Origin of the sequence: Nonomuraea indica (genome assembly GCF_002850745.1) — a bacterium.
GTDB classification, from domain to species: Bacteria; Actinomycetota; Actinomycetes; order Streptosporangiales; family Streptosporangiaceae; genus Nonomuraea; species Nonomuraea indica.
In genome coordinates, this window is sequence record NZ_PJOK01000049.1 from 1 (window position 1) to 17,299 (window position 17,299).

The following is a 17,299-nucleotide window of genomic DNA, read 5'->3' on the forward strand; positions in this document are numbered from 1 at the left end:
TCGCGATCAGGCTGTGACCAGCGCCCTGCCGTCAGGGGGATGAAAAAGCCTCATTGAACGGTCCAGAACGGGCCTAACTGGATCTTTTACTCCGTAGGTTCCGGGTTGCCGGACGCCGGCGTTACGACTGCGACGCAGGATCCGGCTGACGGCGGCCGAGCTGGGCCGCTCACGAGGCGGACTGACGCTCTCCGCCGTCGCCGTCGCCGTTGCTGCCGGGCGTGCCGTCGCCGGGGCCGTTGTCCTGGGGGATTTGCCCTTAGGTGCAGCCCCCTTTCCTCGTCGGCGGCCTTCTCCAGCGCCGTCATCAGTTCACCGTCCACCACCATGCCCGCGGCGTGGTGGTGCGCACGGGCCGTGGTGGAGGGCACCGCCAACCTGTGCCGGGGCAGCGGGTCGCGTTCTCTCTGGGCGGGGTCGTCGGCGGAAGGTCCCCTCGTGACGCGGTCGCGGTGGCGCGGATCTCCTTCATGTCTCACGGCAACTCGGCCAGATCTCGTCCCGCTACGGTCGAAGGGCGTGAGCGGATCAGATCGGACAAGGACTGAGTCGGCGGACACGCCCCGTCGGATGAACTTTCACGGAATTGCCTGACACCCCTCCCGATATGTCCGGTATGGGTGTAGCGTCCGAATTTGGGCCAACTAGCCAACGGGGAGGAAGCATGGCTAGGACGCACCTGTCCCAAGTTGGATTCCGTCAGGATCACTGGCACCGCCGTCGTTGGTGGGGTGGCGGCTGCCGCCGTCGCTGGTGGGGCGGCGGCTGGGGTTGGGGCGGCGGCTGGTGGTAGGCCGGCCCCGTCAGAAGCTCTAGCTGCACAACCGAACCTGTGATCGCTCCGGCCCTCACCCACCCGTGAGTGAGGGCCGGAGGTGCGGGTGGACTCGTCGCCCAAGTCCAGCAGGGTGTGGCGGAAGGTGGGCGTGATCGCCGTCGGTGCTCCTCTCGGGCGAGGCGTGGGGGAACCCGGTGGCGCGGGTAGGATTGCCGGATCTCGGTGCCGTCGCCATCCTCTCTCCAGGAACGCACCTGGTCTGGCCGTGGCAGGGGCCATGGTCGGGTGAGCCCGGGTACGGCGACTCCTGATCGTCGGCCGTACTGCTCCTGCGGTTCGGACAGCTGCTCCGGCGAGCACGCCGTGATGGGACGGCGGCAGCGGAACTCTGGGCCGGAGTGGAGAGGCCATCAGTCAGAGGTCGCCGAACATGCGGTTCCTGTCGCTCTCTGGGACGTCAAGAGCACGAAGTGCCTGGTTCAGGGAGCCTTCCTCGAAGCCGAAATGAGCCTTCATCGCGGCCTTGATGTCGTTGATCTCGTGGAAGAGCTGCTGCGGTGATGATTGCGGGTCGTCGAGGCTCAGCTGGAAGTCGGCAAGGAGGCGCGCGAGAACCTCGTGCTCGCGACCCAGGCGGGCGATCGTGGGCTCCAGCTCGGGCATCTGCTGCAGCAGGGCCGGGAAGAAGTCGCTGTCCTCGCTGCGGTGATGGCTGCCCAGGGCAGAGCAGAAGGTGTAGCAGAAGTCGCGGAGTTCGGGTTTGAGGCTCTGGGCGCGTTCGCCGGAGCGGATGGCCCTGCGGGCGTCCTCCAGCGCCTTTTCCAGGCGGTGGTGGACGTCCTGCAACTCCCGGTGCCAGGCGAAGATGCGGTTGCGCAGCATGACGGTGCTCAGCGGACGTCGTCGGCGTGCTCGTCGGCCCACTGCGCGAAGCCGCGGCCGGACAGCCCGGTGAGCTGCTCGACGGCGGGCGACACGGTGGCGGGCACTCCGGCGGTGACGGCCCGCGTGGCCGGGAGGTCGTCGATGAGCGAGCCGGGCACGCCGTGGCGGGCCATCCGCTCGCGGGCCTGGTGCGGCCCCTCCTCGACGGTGACGAGGTGCCGCCCCACCAGACCGTTCGCTCCGGTCATCGGAATCATTCTTGCCGTCCTTCCGCCGTCGGCGATGGGTCGCGGTCGTTCGCGGCGAGCAGCTCCGGTAGCTGCTCCAGCAGGCTCTCGTGCCAGGCGATCTCGGCCCGCAGGCGTGCCGTGGTGTGGTCGAAGGTCATCGGCTCCAGCCCGCGCAGGTACGGCTCGGCCTGCTCGCGTTGGTGCCGCCAGGCCGTCAGCCGGGCGATCAGCGCGTCGCGCCGGTCGCCGATCAGTGCCCGCAGGTCGTCCTCGGCGAGATCGTCGGCGTAGTGCAGCGCGAGATCCACCGGGTCGGGTCGCAGCCGGACCTCGCGCAGCATCCGGTCGCGCAGCGCGATGAACTCCTCGCGCCCGGCCGCGGTGAGCGTGTACACCGTCCGTGCCGGGCCCGCCGCCCGCTCGGTACGGACCACCTCGATCGCGCCCTCGGCGACCAGCCGGTGCAAGGCCCCGTACAGCGAGCCCACCTTGATGTCGGTCCACAGCTCGGTGCGGTCCAGTTGCGCCTGCCGGCGGATCTGATGCCCGTGCATGGGACCGCGCAGCAGGGCGCCGAGCACGAACATGCGTACGTCACTCACCTGGCCAGGTGAACACGAGCAGTTCCCACTAGTCAAACACGAGTAGTTCACGTGGAGTCGTCGCGTCTCCCCTACGGCATCGCGGGACAAGCGTCATCGGCAGGGAGCCGAGGCCGGAGCGCGGGTCATCCCCCGGCGCAGCATCCCTTGGGGTCATCGAGCCGCATGACAGGCGAGGCATACGTCGCTCGACGCGGTGCGCGTTCTGTAGTCCTCGGGCAGGAGGAAGGCCAGCACGCGATGGCTCTCTCCTTCCCGCACCGGAGTGAGCGTGGTGGTGGTCAGCTGGACGTGATGATTCTTGTCGTCCGGTTGGCGGGGGTCGGTGTAGCCGGGCTCGCGAAAGAGCATCGGCCGGGACGGGCCTTGGACGAGCAGGTCGGTGCCGCCGGCCCAGATGCGTCTGGCGTCTGGACTCCGGTCGCAGATGTCGTTCACCACGGCCGTGAGTTCGTGGCCGCGCCGTGACCGCATCGCCCGGCCGCGGACCAGCGACATCAGCGCCATCGCCTCGTGCTCCCATTCGACCGCGACGTGCTTGGAGTGCTCGTGCAGGAAGAACCAGTGCAGGATCGTGCGCTCGCCGGCGGGCAGGGCGGTGAAGTCGCAGATCCACCGGGCGAACGAAGCATTCTGGTTCTGGAAGTTCCACAAGCCGTCGGTCACGTACGCGGGATGGGGTTCCAGGGCGTTGACCAGCCGGTGCAGGGCCGGGTCGGGCTCGGCGGCGCTCTGGGGCTCGGGCCGTGGGGTGCCGTTCGCGAGGAACCACAGGACGCTGCGCTCGTCCTGGCTGAGTTGGAGTGCTGAGGCGATGGCCTCGAGCAGTTCGGGGGTGGGGCGATGTTCTGCGCCCTGTTCCAGCGCGCTGATGGTGCGAATGGAATATCCCGTGGCGTACGCCAGGTCTTCCTGTGTAAGGGTGCTGCCGCGGCGGGATCGTCGTGCGGGGAGCCCTGCCTGGCTGAGCGTGGTCCTGGCGCGGCGTTCGCGCAGGAACTGGCCAAGGAGTTCGCGGCTGTCGTGCAACGTTTCCCCCTTGCCGTATTCAGCAGGAAATGGCGTTGCCGGTAACGCTATCGCTGGTGACGGCATGCCGTGAACTCAGTTTGCTCTGGTGCCTCGGCGGCGCCATTCCCAAGATTGCTGACATGACAATCGTTGAAGCGAGAACGCGGAGACGGCCGCTGCTGCTCACTGCCGGCATGCTGGCGGCCCCGATCTGGATTCTGCTCGCCGTGACCCAGGCGACGACCCGCACGGGCTTTGACCTGACCCGGCATCCGATCAGCATGCTTTCCCTGGGGGACCTCGGCTGGATCCAGATCTCCAGTTTCGTGGCGACAGGGCTTCTGACCCTGTGCGGGGCGGCAGGGCTGCGGCACGCCGGTACAGGTGGTGCGTGGGGGCCTCGCCTTCTTGGCCTGCAGGGAGCCGGCTTGATCGTGGCCGGCATCTTCCCGGCCGATCCGGGCTTCGCGTTTCCTCCTGGTACGCCCGACGTCCCGGGAACGATGAGTTCCGTCGGGGCTGTGCACATGGCCGCGGCGAGCATGTCGTTCCTCGCGATGATCGCGTTCTGTCTCGTCCTGGGCCGGCGGTTCAGCGGCACGTCCTGGGCCTTCGCCGGACGCATCTGCGGCGCGATGCTCGCCGTGGGCCTGGGATGGGCGATGAGCGGCGCGGCAGGGGGACCGCTCGCCATGTTCGTCGGCGTCACCGCGACCTGGACATGGATCACGGTGACCATGTTCAAGCTGGGGCAGGCCGCTCGGGTCTGACGGCCGGCCCTCAGAACGGGCGCGTTGTTCGTGGAACGCCCAGCTCCGTTGCAACCAGCACGAACGTCACATGCTCATGGCTTCATGACCGGCAAGGAGATTCACATGTCTTTTCAGGCGTACCTGGACAACATCGAGGACAAGACCGGGCTGACGCCCCGCGAGTTCATCGAACTGGCGAAGGAACGCGGGTTCGATGACGAGTCGGTGAAGGCAGGCGTGATCGTCGAATGGCTCAAGCAGGACTACGGTCTCGGCCGTGGGCATGCCATGGCGCTGGTGCACGTGATCAAGAAGGGTCCGGAGATCGACTCGAAGCATGTCGGCGGTTCCGGGACCCATCGGGATGAGTCGAACGTGCTGTGGCTGGATGGGAAGAACAACCGGCCGTGACGTGTGAACGACTTCGAGTGCGCCGCGGACGCAAGCGCAGAAGTGCGGGTGCGTCCGCCGTCTTCGGGAGTCGGATTCTGCCGCCGCTCGCCGGCCGCGCTCTCGTCTCGCCGGCGCGGGCCGGCTTCTTGGTGCGTGTCCGGGCGCTGGGGTCAGCGGTGTCGCCGGTACCGCAGATACAGGATCCCGTTGCCGGAGGTGGTGCTGGAGACCAGGTCGAGCCGGTAGGACGCGGGGACGCCGTCGAACAGCCGGGTGCCCTCGCCTGAGACGTAGGGGAACATGCTCACCTGGAGTTCGTCGATCAGGTCGAGCCGCATGAGCGACCGCCAGAGGCTGACGCCGCCCCAGACCACGATGTGGCCGTCGCCGCCCAGCCTGAGCTTGTCGATCTCTTCTGTCGTGTCACCGGCGGCGATGGCGGTGTTGGCCCAGTCGGCCCTCGTCAGGGTCCGGGAGAAGACGACCTTGCGCCCGGTGTTCAGGATGCCGGCGAACGGGTGGTCGGTGGACGTCGTCGTCATGGCCCCGGCGATGCTCTCGTAGGCGGTGCGGCCCATGACGTGCGCGTACGCGCTGCGGAGAAAGTCGAGGTGCGCCGGGTCGTCGGGCTCACGGTTCTCGGGCAGGTCGAAGCAGAACTTCGAGAACTCGGTGCCCTCGTCGGCGAGGAGGCCGTCGAGGGAGTAGTTGAACACTGTCGCTATCAGCTTTCGCATGATGAGGACTCCGTGGTCTGGGGTCGTCCGGGGGCCGTGCTTGCCAGGGAACGTGCGGCGCCTGCGGCCTGTCGCTGATGCTTGGACAACGCTGCCGCCCGAAACTCATCGGCGCCCGGCCCACCGGTTGCTGCCAAGGCCGAGCCGGCAAGGAGGTCTACCCGGGATCGGGGACGGCGGCTCGGCGGTTGCCGCCTGAGACCTGGTCTTCTGCCGCCTCCAGCCAACCCCGATACCAACGGCCGAACCCGAGCGGCTTTCCGTCCGCGTCGCGCAGCGGCCGGAATCCACCGTCGCCGGCCGTGTCGTCAGCCCACATCTGGCCCCGCGCCGGGCCGCTGATCACCAGGGCCTCCCGATACGCGCAGCCAAGGTGACAGAGGTACAGCAGGCCGATCGAATGCCGCGGGTGGAAGACGACCGCCTCGTGCTGTTCCCAGTACGCGTTCTCGGCGGCGTCGAATTCCTCCGTGGACTCGAAATCTGCCTTGTCAGGCGGCGCGGGCAGACCGTCGGCCGGGTCGAACGCCTCGACGTGAGGAAATGGCTGGTCCAGCGTGTCCAGGTCGGTGAGATCGGCGCCGTCGCCCTCCCACTGCCATCGCCCCTTCGGGCGACGTACGGGGAAGAGCCCGTAGGCGGGACCCGCTCCCCCGCGCCCCGCCTGCAGCAGGAAGGACCGGTACTCGCCGGGCAGCTCCACCCGGAGCTGTGCCTCCAGGTCGGCCAGGTCCTCGGCGTCCAGCGGTGACTCGAGCTCCCAGCCGTGGCTCGCGGCACCGAACACCGCCCCGGCACCGGGCGCGGCGGCCAGCCGCGAAAGCCGTTCGCGCACATCTGCCCAGTCGGAACGCGTCACGTCCGGCATGATACGCACATCCGAAGACCGTCAGTGGCGCCGTGGCCGTGAGGAGGGGGCTGTGGCGGAGGTGACGAAAAGAGAGATATAAAGGTCTCCTTTTGTGGCCTTATACGCGTTTATCCCTGTTTGATGCCGCATATGCTATTGCGGCGCGCCCATGGAGTAATCGCCGACGTCGCGTTACCTTGAGAGAAGGCCGGCCATGTTCCCGATCCCCAAGGAAGAGGATTCCATGTCCGTGAACCCCGAGGACCCCTGGACCACAGGAGAGTCGTTCCACGTCGGCGACGGCGATTACGAACGTCCGAGCATAAAGGACGAGCTGATCGTCCATGCCGTTCTCCTGTCCGAAGCAGCGCAGGCGAAAGCAGACCCGATCGGCTACGTGGCCGACAAGGCCGAGAAGATCGCGAAATTCTTGCGGGACGCCGACAAGTAGTGCGGACAGCGCCTTCAGCCATGGTTCATGCCGCTCTCCGCGCAGGTTCAGCATCCTGAGCATTCCAGGATGCTGAACACGGCTCACCGCCCGTCGGGCCCGTCGCCTGTTGTCACGGCGTCGCCGCCGAGGGGGCTCGGGTCGGGAGATGACGGCATGGGGTGGGCAGCCAGATAGTCCTGGAGCTCACGGTGACGGAACTGGTACGCGATCCCGGAGATCCGCAGCAGCCCCGCGTCATAGCACCGGTGCAGGAACCGTCCCAGCCGCCACGGCAGCCGACCTCGCGTGGACAGGAGAAGCCCGAGGTAACGGCGCGACAGCAGCAGTGACCAGGACGCCACGATGGACATGCCGAAGATCGCGCCCGCGGTGACCGCCGTGACGATGGAGAGCCCGTCCAGCAGCTCCGCGAACCAGATTCCCACCATGAACCCGAACCCGGGGCCGAAGGTGAGGGCCGACACGAGTGTCGAGACCACGTCATCGCGAATGACCGCTCTCGGGTCGACGCCCTCGCGGAGACCGGCATGTCCGCTCTCCCCGCTTCTCCCGCTGGCCATCCCGAATCCCATCAGGAGGCCGAAGACGACCGGCACCCACAGCGGAAGATCGATGGCGAACTCCACGATGACCGCCGCTCCCGCCAGGAAGCCGCCCACGGCCCCGAGCACGCCCTCCACCACGGCACTCTTGCGATCACGTACGCCGCGGAACAGGCGGGGGCCGGCCTCGTCCGCCGTGGGCCACACCTCCCGCCAAGCCCTCACAGGTTCCGCCAGCAGGCCCAGGGCCACGAAGGCCGGCAGCCAGAGAAGCATGAGCGCTCCCACCGTCCGGCCCGGTACGAGGCCGTCCACGATCTCCGTCTGCGACAACGCCAGGAACAGGCCGGCGGCCACGACGGCGGCTCCGGGGACAGCGGTGACCAGGGCCACCAGCGCGCCCATCACCCGCGGGCGCTCTCCCGCCAGCGGCCACAACCGGTGCAGGACGAGGTCGGTGCTGGACAGCACGCGTCCGTGGAACGGCGGCCGGCTCTCGTTCCCGCGCAGATAGCCGGCCAGGACGGCCAGCCAGGCATGGGTCTGCTCAGCGGTCGGCCCCTTCCCGGCCGGATCCGTCGCGGCCAGCCGGGCGGGGATGAACAGGCTGAGGAGATGCTCCTGCACGGACGGTTCGTCGGCGAACTCCGTGAGGGCCTGAGGGGAGCGCACGTAGCGTCCGGTGAACGGGTCGCGTTCCTCGTAGACGCTGACCGCCAGCGTCAGCCGCCACGGCGTGTTCAGCGCCCCGGCCAGGACATGACCGTCGCCGGTCAGCGCGTCCAGAACCGGCCGCCAGCGGTCCGGATCCTGCTGATCGGTGACGGCCTGGACGAACCGCCGCGCCTTGTCGCCGCCCACCTCCTTCATGTCGATGCGGGCGACGCCGCGGGGGGCGGCCCCGTCGGCGGCCAGGGCGTCGTACTGGTCGGTGCGGCAGGTCACCACCAGGCTGCAGCGATCCAGCCCGTGCTCGTAGTCCTCCAGCGCGCGCAGCGCTCGGGCGGCCCGTGACCCGTAGCCCGGCTTGTCGGTCTCGTCCATCTCGTCCAGTCCGTCGATGACGGGCAGGACCTTCTCCGCCTCCACGAGCGTGCGCGCGGTCACCGGCTTCAGGTTGAACGCCGTGGTCAGGTGCCGGGCGAGCATGTCCTTCACGGGTACGTCCGGATCCAGGCTCGCCGCCGTGATCCGCACGGGGACGGGGTCGTCGGGCTGCCGGTTGTCGAGCAGTTCGAGGATCAACTCGATCGCGAGGACCGTCTTGCCCGTCCCCGCCACTCCGGCGATCACGAGTCGTCGTGGTGCGCGCAGGTCGCGGAAGTAGGCGGCCACCTGTTTCAGATTGCCGCACGGCCGAGCGGAGACGGCGTTGCCGGTGGGGTGGAACAGGAAGTCGACATCGATGACGGCGTCCTTGCCTCTGCCGCCCACCAGCTGGGCCCGCTGGGCCTTCTCCTCGGCCAGCACCCGCCGGGTCAGCAGGATCGTCGCCGCCGGTACGTCGGTGTCGGCCAGCCGCTGCGTCTGCCACCATGAGAGCGCGGCGATGACGATCCCGACGAGCGCGAGCCCCGCGCTGACCGGGTCCACGTCCCCGGGATACCGCGTCCACAGCCGCAGTGCGGCGGCGACCAGCGTGACGATCCCGATCGCGAAGCCTGCCCAGAACCACCATGTCCTCGTCCGCTGGGTCACGGTCCCAGCATTCCAAGGGGCCGCCCGCCGTGTGGTGGCAACGGTCCGAAGATCAGCGGGAGATTTCCGTTTCGTCCCCCACCCCGTGCCGCGCCGACCGGGCCGGCCTCAGGGACGGGTCTGGCGGGTGCCGCGGCGCCACACGTCCACGATGGCGCGGGTCGAAGACGCGGACGTCGCTGATCACCGTGTTCATCTGTCGAACTCCCATCCGATCGGCGGACGCCTGGCCGGCGTCCTGGACGGCTTCGACTGTGGCCCGCCGCGGCTGGGGTCGAGCTGGGATCGGGCTGGACCGGACCGCGTCACGTCAGCGAACGGCTTCGCTCCTCCCAGTAGGTCAGCCCGTGCCGCCGGTGCGTCTCCAGCGCGGCGCGGGCATGATCGCGGGCCGTGTCGTCCTCGCCGATGCGGCGGGCCAGCTCGGCGAGCACGAGATGGGTGGAGCCCCAGCAGGCGCTGCCCATGCCCGCCACGACGAACTGCTCCGCGTACGGGGCGAGCCGGCGATAGAGGTCCCGAGGGTCGGGGGTGCCCAGACGGGCGGCGACCAGACCCCAGACCGGCAGGAGGAAGTCGGCCACCCAGTCGTCGGGCATGTCGGTCCCCCAGCGGCCGATCAGCTCGTGGGCCAGCGAGGTGCGGCCGGCCTCGACGGCGGCGAGCACGGCGACCGGTCGCAGGGGCGCGAGGTGCGGTCCGGACGCGGCGGTCACGAGCTCGTCGAGGATCTCGCCCACGCGGCCCTGCGCGCGCCGGCAGGTGAACGTGGTCACCAGGCGGCGGAAGTCGCTGCCCCACAGGGTCGAGCCGAACCTCATGTCACCGTACCGGTCGAGCAGCGACTCGGCCTCGTCCCACCTGCCGTCGAGCGTGCTGCGGGCGGTCTGCGCGATGCGCACCATCGACCCCAGCTCCGGCCTGGGCACGGCAGCCAGCAGCGCCTCGCAGCGGGCCAGCTCGCGGTCCCAGCCGGCCAGGTCTCCGTCACGCAGCAGGCACGACATCAGGAAGACCCGCGCCGTCACCTCCCCGCTGACGGGCAGGCCCGGGAGGCCGGCCAGTTCCTCCGCGACGGCCCGCCGCTGCGCGTTGCGGCCTGGCCGGAAGGCCGCGAGCAGGTAGTTGTTCATCGTACGGGCCAGCAGCGCGACGTCCCCGGTCCTGCGGGCGAGCGCGACCGCCTCGGCGGCATGGCGCTCGCCCTCGGCGCTGCGCGGGCCGTAGTGCAGCTCCAGGGCGAGGGACCCCAGCAGGGCGGCGCGGTCGGCGTCGGCGAGCGGGCCGTCCAGCAGGTGCTCGATGACGGCGACCATCTCGTGGTTCACGACGCCGTACGAGCGCCAGTTCCACAGCGACGGCCCGCCGATGGCGGTGACCGCCGGGATCAGCACGTCCCGGTCACCGATCGCGCGGGCGATGCGGATCGCCTCCTCCCAGTCGCGCAGGGCGTCCTGCGGCCGCCCCACGGCGCGGCCGGCGTGGCCCCGCTCGATGAGGAACCGGGCGCGATCGGCATCGCGTCCGGGCGGCAGCGCGGACAGGGCCAGCTGCCAGAACCCGATGGCCTCCGCGTGCGCGAGCTGACCCGCCGCGTGCCGGGCCGCACGGGCGGCGTGCCTCACGGCCCTGTCCGCGCCGCCCAGCCGCGCGGCCTTGGCGAAGTGGTGCGCCAGGGTGGCGGACTCGGCCTCGGGCAGCACGGTTTCGAGCGTCTCGCCCACCCGCAGGTGCAGGCGGGCGCGTTCGACCCGGCTGAGTCCGGCGTAGAGCGCCTCCTGGACGAGCGCGTGCGCGAAGCGGTAGTCGGGCCCCGCGGGCGGCTCGACCAGCAGCCCGGTCGCGACGGCCGGGTCCAGCGCGGCCATCACCTGCTCGGCCGTCGTGCCGGTGACGGACTCCAGCAGGTCCACGCCGACGTCGCGTCCGGCGACCGACGCGGCCCTCAGCAGGTCGCGCGTCTCCTCCGGCAGCCGGGCCACGCGATGGTCGATCACGCTGCGGACACCGCTCGGGACGCCGTCCTCGCCGCCCGGCAGGCGCAGCAGCTCGCCCAGGTAGAAGGGGTTGCCACCGGTCCTGTCGAGCAGGGCGGCGACCCGGTCCGGCTCGTCGGGCACCTGCCTGGCGCGCAGGTAGGACGCCACCTCGGCGGCGGTGAACGGCGCCAGCTCAAGCCGGTCGCCGGACCTGGTCAGCGCCGCCGTCGTGGCGCGCAGCGCGTCGGAGTGGTCGCCGGGCTCGGGCCGGCTGGTGACGAGGAGGAGCATCCGATGCCGGGCCGCCGCCCCTGCCACGAAGTCCAGGAGCCGCAGGGAGGACACGTCCGCCCAGTGGAGGTCGTCCAGGACGACGGCGAGCGGCGCCTCGTCCGCCGCCAGGACGTCCACGACCTTCTCGTACAGGCCGAACAACGCGACGTCGGGATCCTGCCGCGGGTCGGCCGCCCGTTCGGACAGCAACCCGGAGCGGTCACCGGCCTCGCGCAGGATCTGGGTCCACGGCCAGAAGGCCGGCGCGGTGCCGTCGGCGCAGCGCCCCCAGGCGACCCGGAAGCCGCGTGCGACGGCCAGGTCGGCGGCGGCCTGGACGAGGCGGGTCTTGCCGATCCCCGCCTCGCCCATGACGAGGACGGCGCCGCCCTGGCCGCGCCGCGCCGCGGCCAGGCGCCGCTCCACCAGCGCGAGCTGGGCCGACCGCGCGATCAGCAGGTCCGCGTCCGGCTCCGGCTCGGGCCGGGCGGCGGGGACCTGCTCGGGTGGGACGACGCGGACCTGCTCGGGCGCCGGAGGGAGCAGCAACTCCGGCGACTGGCCGAACACCGCCTCCTCCAGCTTCCGCAGCTCGGGCCCGGGGGTGAGGCCGAGGTCCGCGTCCAGCCTGGTCCGCACCCGGCGGAGCGCCGCCAGCGCGTCGGCCTGGCGACCGGCCCGGTAGAGCGCGAGCACCAGCAGGGACCAGGCCCGCTCCCGGTAGGGCTCGTCCTCGACGAGCGCCTCCAGCCCCGGCACCAGGGAGGCGGCCTCCGCCCGGGCCAGCCGGGCGTCGAAGCTGTTCTCCAGGGACGCGACACGGGTTTCGGCCAGCTGGGCGATGACGGGCCGGGCGAACTCGTGGTCGGCGAACTCCCCCAACGGCTCCCCGCGCCACAGGCCGAGGGCCAGCTCGAGCACCTCGACGGCCCTGTCGTGCGCCCCGCGGGCCAGCGCCGCCCGGCCCTCCTCCGCCCAGGCGGTGAACCGCCACAGGTCGACCTGGCCCGGCGCGATGTCGAGCAGGTATCCCGGCTCCCTGGTCAGGAGCACCTTCGGCGGGGTCCGCGGCAGGCGCTCCGGCTCCAGAGCCCGGCGCAGCGGCGCGATGTAGGCCTGCAGGGTCCGGGTGGCCCCGGCGGGGGGCTCATCGGCCCACAGCTGCCCGATCAGCCGATCCAGCGAGACGACCCGGCCGGGCTCGAGCGCCAGCATCGCCACCAGGGCCCGTTGCTTGCGCGTGCCGAGATCCAGCGCACCTCGCCCGCCCGCGGCCACCTCCAGAGGGCCGAACAGCCGGAACTCCAGTGCCGCCCCCATGTCCTCCCCCAGCACGTCAGCACCCTCACCCTACGGCACCCCAACTCGGCCCCAGCTCGATCCCAGCCGCCGGCCGCGACAGTGGAGCCATCGACGACGAACCGCCGACGACGAACCGGCGAAGGAAAGGAAGACGTCATGACGCTCCACGACGAGCTGCGCAGTGTGGTCCGCGGCGAGGTGCTGGTCGCCGGGGACGAAGGGTTCGAGCAGGCGCGGCGTCCCTGGAACCTCGCGGTCGAGCAGCCCGTACGGGCCGTGGTCGAGGCGGCCGACGCCGACGACGTGGCCGCGCTGATCCGCTACGCCCGCCTGGCCGGCCTGACCGTGACCACGCAGCCCAGCGGCCACGGCGCCTCCGGCAACGCCGGCGAGCTGATCCTGCTGCGCACCGGCCGCCTGGACGAGCTGCACGTCGACCCCGGCACGCGGGTCGCCCGGGTGGGAGCCGGCGTCACGTGGGGCCGCGTCCTCGAGGCCGCGAGCCCGTACGGCCTGACCGGGCTCGCCGGCAGCAGCCCGGCGGTCACCGTCACCGGCTACATCCTCGGCGGCGGCCTGAGCTGGTTCAGCCGCAAGCACGGCTTCGCCTCCGGCAGCGTCCGCGCCTTCGAGGTCGTCGACGCCGCCGGTGCCCGCGCCCGCGTGACCGCCGAATCCGACCCCGACCTGTTCTGGGCGCTGAGCGGCGGCGGCGGCGACTTCGCCGTCGTCACCGCGATCGAGTTCGCCCTGCACCCGGCGCCCCTCCTGTACGGCGGCCGGATGCTGTGGTCAGCCGACAGGGCCCCCGCCGTGCTGGACGCCTACCGCGAGATCACCGCCGACGCGCCCGACGAGCTGACCGTCTGGTACGACCTGCTGCAGTTCCCGGGCGCCGCCCCGCTGGTCGCGATCGACGCCACCTTCCTCGGTGAGGGCGGCGACGCCGAAGCCCTGCTGCGCCCGCTGGGCAAGATCCCCGGCGTGATCTCCGACTCCCGCGCCCTGCTCCCGGTCGCGGAGCTTGGCTCCATCACCGCGGAGCCCACCGACCCAGGCCCGGGCCGGTCCCGCGCCGAGCTGCTGACCGGCCTGACCGACGAGGTCGCCGCGGCGCTGCTGGAGCGCCCCATCGACCCGCTGCTCAGCGTCCAGCTCCGCCACCTCGGCGGAGCCCTCTCCCGCCCGACGGACACGGCCGCGGGCCACCTGGACGAGCCGTTCGCCCTCTACATGTTCGGCATCCCGGGCCAGGACGGCGGCGCCGCCGTGGGTGGCCGTCAGGCCGAGCTCGCCGACGCCCTCATCCCGTACACCAGCGGCCGCAAGCCGTTCACCTTCCTCGCGCCGGGAGAGCGCGCCGCCGGCGCCTTCACCCCGCAGGCCCTGGGCCGGCTCCGCGCCCTCAAGCGGAGCCTCGACCCCCGGGGGACGTTCCGCAGCAACTTCCCGGTCCTCGACTGACCAGCTCAGCACCGTTCCCGCCCCCTACCCGATCGCCCTCAGCGACGCCCCGAGGAGAACCGTGTGATCACCGACCGGACCGCCCGCACGCTGGCCGCCGCCTCCGCCCCGCCCCGCGGCTGGGGCTCCGGCTCCTGACCGCGCCGCACACCTGAAGCTCCGCCGCCCATCTCCGTGAAGGTGGGCGGCCGCAGCACGTCGTCCGCCGTTACGACTTCGGAGAACCCGGTGGCGCCCTTCGGGAGACAGTTCGGTGCATACCTACTCACGAAGGAGAGGCGTTGGGTGCTGAGACCATCGAAATCGACGACGGAGAACTGATCCGGCGATCGGCGCACGACCCCGAGCAGTTCGCGACACTGTTCGACCGCTACGCCAAGCAGATCCATCTGTACGTGGCGCGGCGGCTCGGCACGCAGGCCGCCGACGACATCGTGGCGGAGACGTTCCTGGCCGCCTTCCGCAGGCGCGAGACGTACGACACGTCGTTCGCGCTGGCGAGGCCCTGGCTGTACGGCATCGCCACCACGTTGGTCGCCAGGCACCGGCGGCAGGAGGAGCGGCTGCTGCGGGCGCTGAGCCGTACCGGGGTGGATCCGCTGCCCGAGGCGCTGGCCGACACCGTGACCCGCCGGGTGACGGCGCAGGGCAGGGAACGTGAGCTGGCGGGGGCGCTGGCGTCGCTGTCACGCGGGGATCGGGAGGTGCTCCTGCTGGTGGCGTGGGAGGACATGTCCTACGAGGAAGTGGCGCGGGCGCTGGACATTCCGGTGGGGACCGTACGGTCACGGCTGCACCGCGCGCGCAAGAAGGCCAGGAACGTACTCAGGGACGAGGAGCTGTGATGAGCGGGATCAAGGAATTTCGCCGGAACACCCCGGCCATGACCGCCGAAGCCGAGGCCGCGGCCAGGGCGCGACTGATGACGGCGATCCACGAGCCGCAGGGCGCGCGGACGCCGGCCGCTGTCCGCGCGAGGAGGCCCGGCCGGCGGATCATGTCGTCACCCCGCCGCGCGCTGCTGGGCCTGGCCGCTGCGGGCGCACTGGCTGGAGCTTTGGTCGTCGTGCCGTCCTTCTTCACGGAATCCGAGCAGGTGTACGCCAGCCAGGCCGTGACCATCGACCGCGACGGTGACTGGTACGCCTTCTACATCACCGACGGCGACCCCGATCCCGCGGAGTTGGAGAAGGCCTTCCGGACGGTCGGGCTGGACAACGTCACGGTCGAACTGATGCCCGTCTCACCGCAACAGCGCACGCCCGTCGTGGGGTTCGACAAGTCCGATCCCGACGCGCGCATGTCGTCCTCCCTGTCCGACTGCGGGACACGGGTCGAGGGGTGCCTGACGGCCTTCCGTGTCACCGCTGACATCAAGGGGCCCGCGCGGTTCCGTCTGGGGCGCCCGGCCAGGCCCGGCGAGAAGTACGCCTCCCCCGCCGATGCGAGCTGGCCGGGTGAGGCGCTGGCCGGAGTGAAACTTCAGGGACGTTCGGTGGCCGAGGCGGTACAGGTCGTCCGCGAGCGCGGCCTGAAGGTGGCTTACGAGCTGGACTGGCCGCTCCGGGACGGGGGCGAGGGCGTCCGCTACGAGAGCGACGTGCCGGCTTCCCGCGTCGATCCGGGTTGGAAGGTGACGGCAGCCGAGACCTACAACGACGGCGTGATCGTTCTGCACGTCGAGCCAGGGGCAGGGGCGACTCCACCGCCCGGATTCTGAGGTGACGAACAGGCGTAGGGGCCGGTGGTCCTCAGGCCCCTACGCCGACGGCCCCGTCGGCGTGCGCGAGGGGGCGTCGACGGGGACCGCGCCGACGCCGGAGTCGCCGGGCCGGCGCCGGTGACGCGTCCGCAACCCCAGGACGACGGCCAGGCCGAGGGCCACCAGGGCTGCCGAGACGGCGAAGGCCCCGTTGGCTCCGCGAGCCACGTCCCCCGGCTCGGCCGCGGCGACGTCGCCCGTCCCGGCGGCGAGGGCGAAGACCGCCCCCATGACCGACGCGCCGGTGACGAGGCCGAGGTTCCGGGACAGGTTCAGCATGCCGGAGACCAGGCCCCGCTGGTGCGGCGCGACGTCCCTCATGACGGCGGTGTTGTTGGCCGCCTGGAACAGCGCGTAGCTCGCGGTGGTGGCGACCAGGGGCAGGACGTAACCGAGGACACCGGCTGACGCGGGCATCAGCGCGAGCGCGACGGTGCCGCCGATCATGCCGCCGAGCCCGGCGAGCACCATGGCCCCGGTGCCGAAGCGGTCGGTGGCGCGGCCCGCGGGGACGCCGGTGAGGGCGGACACCACGGGGCCGGCCGACATGACCAGGCCGACGAGGGCCGGGTCGAGGCCGAGGGACCGGGCCAGGTGGAAGGGGCCCACGACGAGAGTGGTCATCATGACGGTCGAGACCAGTGCGCTCGTCGTCAGGCCGGAGGCGAGGACGGGGTCGCGGAGCGTCGAGAGGGTGAGCAGCGGGGACGAGACCCTCTTCTCGGTGACGACGAACGCGGCGAGGCCTGCGCCCGAGGCGATGAGCAGCCCGACGGAGAGCGGTCCGAACGAGCCGCCCGCGGTCGTCATGGCCAGCGCGTAGGCGCCCAGGGTGATCGCCAGCAACGCCGTGCCCGCGATGTCGAGGCGCCGGCGTGCGGCGGTCGCGGCCGGTGGCGAGGCGGGCAGTACCCGGATCGTGAGCGTGAGCGTGAGGAGGCCGAGCGGCACCGCGGCGAGGAAGATGGCCCGCCAGCCGAGGACCGCGATGAGGACCCCGCCGAGGGAGGGGCCCAGCGCGGTGCCGATGGCCGACATCGTCCCGAGCAGCCCCATGACGCTGCCGGTGCGTGCCTGGGGCACGGTCTCGCCCGCGAGGGCCATGGTCAGCGCCATCATGCACGCGGCGCCCGCTCCCTGGAGCGCCCGGGCGGCGACCAGGAGGGGCAGGTTGGGGGCGAGACCGCACAGCAGCGTCGCGATCGTGAAGACGGTGATGCCGCCGAGCAGGAGACGGCGCCGGCCGGCGATGTCGCCGAGCCGACCGGCGCCGACGATCAGCGTCGTGACGGACAGGAGATAGGCGATCACCACCCACTGGATCGCGTCGAAGGGGGCGTCGAAAGCCGCGGCCAGGCTCGGCAGGCCGACGTTGGCGATGCTGATGCCGAGCGAGGGCAGGAGCATGGACAGCGACAGCGCGATCAGTGCCCAGGTCAGGGGTGGGCGGCGCGCCGGCGATGTCGGCCCGGGGCCGGGGCCCGGAGGTGTTGCGGGTGTCACGACGATGGCGTCTTCCTGGAGTCGGGAGGGGGGTCGCAACGGACAGTAGGCGCCGTCTCCATCTGGCGGAAGACGCAAAGATGG

At 71.3% G+C, this 17,299-nt stretch carries 15 protein-coding genes; 6 read left to right on the forward strand and 9 right to left on the reverse strand.

Annotated features, from left to right (window positions below; genetic code table 11):
- Positions 1 to 1,192: 1,192 nt before the first annotated feature.
- From CXR44_RS34980 to CXR44_RS34995, 4 genes are all read right to left on the reverse strand, one after another.
- The gene (locus CXR44_RS34980) at positions 1,193 to 1,660 is read right to left on the reverse strand and encodes a hemerythrin domain-containing protein (protein ID WP_101790434.1); all 468 of its coding nucleotides are present in this window, start codon (positions 1,658 to 1,660) and stop codon (positions 1,193 to 1,195) included.
- A gap of 8 nt (positions 1,661 to 1,668) precedes the next feature.
- The gene (locus CXR44_RS34985; RefSeq protein ID WP_144070202.1) at positions 1,669 to 1,911 is read right to left on the reverse strand and encodes a hypothetical protein; all 243 of its coding nucleotides are present in this window, start codon (positions 1,909 to 1,911) and stop codon (positions 1,669 to 1,671) included.
- Positions 1,912 to 1,916: 5 nt separating this feature from the next.
- On the reverse strand, positions 1,917 to 2,495 hold the full coding sequence (locus tag CXR44_RS34990) for a PadR family transcriptional regulator (protein WP_101790436.1): 579 nt from the start codon (positions 2,493 to 2,495) through the stop codon (positions 1,917 to 1,919).
- Positions 2,496 to 2,648: 153 nt separating this feature from the next.
- Positions 2,649 to 3,524: a helix-turn-helix domain-containing protein gene (locus tag CXR44_RS34995; protein WP_180903859.1), complete on the reverse strand. Its 876-nt coding sequence runs from the start codon at positions 3,522 to 3,524 to the stop codon at positions 2,649 to 2,651.
- A gap of 29 nt (positions 3,525 to 3,553) precedes the next feature.
- Between CXR44_RS34995 and CXR44_RS35000 the strand changes: the two genes are divergently transcribed.
- Both CXR44_RS35000 and CXR44_RS35005 read left to right on the forward strand, forming a co-directional pair.
- Positions 3,554 to 4,276: a DUF998 domain-containing protein gene (locus CXR44_RS35000; RefSeq protein WP_245899811.1), complete on the forward strand. Its 723-nt coding sequence runs from the start codon at positions 3,554 to 3,556 to the stop codon at positions 4,274 to 4,276.
- A gap of 105 nt (positions 4,277 to 4,381) precedes the next feature.
- Entirely contained in the window at positions 4,382 to 4,669 is a 288-nt protein-coding gene (locus CXR44_RS35005) for a DUF4287 domain-containing protein (RefSeq protein ID WP_101790438.1), read from the forward strand.
- Positions 4,670 to 4,821: 152 nt separating this feature from the next.
- Here the strand turns inward: CXR44_RS35005 and CXR44_RS35010 are convergent, their stop codons facing one another.
- Together CXR44_RS35010 and CXR44_RS35015 are read right to left on the reverse strand one after the other, a co-directional pair.
- The gene (locus CXR44_RS35010; protein WP_101790439.1) at positions 4,822 to 5,388 is read right to left on the reverse strand and encodes a dihydrofolate reductase family protein; all 567 of its coding nucleotides are present in this window, start codon (positions 5,386 to 5,388) and stop codon (positions 4,822 to 4,824) included.
- Positions 5,389 to 5,545: 157 nt separating this feature from the next.
- A complete protein-coding gene (locus CXR44_RS35015; protein ID WP_144070203.1) occupies positions 5,546 to 6,256 on the reverse strand; it encodes an SMI1/KNR4 family protein in 711 nt (236 codons plus the stop codon).
- A gap of 196 nt (positions 6,257 to 6,452) precedes the next feature.
- Here CXR44_RS35015 and CXR44_RS35020 point away from each other — a divergent pair, with 196 nt between their 5' ends.
- Positions 6,453 to 6,689, forward strand: a complete 237-nt coding sequence (locus tag CXR44_RS35020; protein ID WP_101790440.1) for a hypothetical protein — start codon at positions 6,453 to 6,455, stop codon at positions 6,687 to 6,689.
- A gap of 83 nt (positions 6,690 to 6,772) precedes the next feature.
- Here the strand turns inward: CXR44_RS35020 and CXR44_RS35025 are convergent, their stop codons facing one another.
- Both CXR44_RS35025 and CXR44_RS35030 read right to left on the reverse strand, forming a co-directional pair.
- Positions 6,773 to 8,932, reverse strand: coding sequence for an NACHT domain-containing protein (locus tag CXR44_RS35025; protein WP_101790441.1), 2,160 nt, complete (start codon positions 8,930 to 8,932; stop codon positions 6,773 to 6,775).
- A 305-nt stretch (positions 8,933 to 9,237) separates the two neighbouring features.
- Positions 9,238 to 12,519: an ATP-binding protein gene (locus CXR44_RS35030; protein WP_101790442.1), complete on the reverse strand. Its 3,282-nt coding sequence runs from the start codon at positions 12,517 to 12,519 to the stop codon at positions 9,238 to 9,240.
- A 123-nt stretch (positions 12,520 to 12,642) separates the two neighbouring features.
- On the opposite strand from CXR44_RS35030, the gene CXR44_RS35035 reads away from it, so the two are divergent.
- From CXR44_RS35035 to CXR44_RS35045, 3 genes are all read left to right on the forward strand, one after another.
- Positions 12,643 to 13,950, forward strand: coding sequence for an FAD-binding oxidoreductase (locus CXR44_RS35035; RefSeq protein WP_101790443.1), 1,308 nt, complete (start codon positions 12,643 to 12,645; stop codon positions 13,948 to 13,950).
- Between the two features lie 281 nt (positions 13,951 to 14,231).
- On the forward strand, positions 14,232 to 14,795 hold the full coding sequence (locus CXR44_RS35040) for an RNA polymerase sigma factor (RefSeq protein WP_101790444.1): 564 nt from the start codon (positions 14,232 to 14,234) through the stop codon (positions 14,793 to 14,795).
- Positions 14,795 to 15,670, forward strand: a complete 876-nt coding sequence (locus CXR44_RS35045) for a hypothetical protein (protein ID WP_101790445.1) — start codon at positions 14,795 to 14,797, stop codon at positions 15,668 to 15,670. The genes CXR44_RS35040 and CXR44_RS35045 overlap by 1 nt, the downstream gene beginning before the upstream one ends.
- A 39-nt stretch (positions 15,671 to 15,709) precedes the next feature.
- Here CXR44_RS35045 and CXR44_RS35050 read toward each other — a convergent pair whose 3' ends face one another.
- Complete coding sequence (locus CXR44_RS35050) at positions 15,710 to 17,215, reverse strand: MFS transporter (RefSeq protein ID WP_219602201.1); 1,506 nt, start codon at positions 17,213 to 17,215, stop codon at positions 15,710 to 15,712.
- Between the last annotated feature and the right edge of the window lie 84 nt (positions 17,216 to 17,299).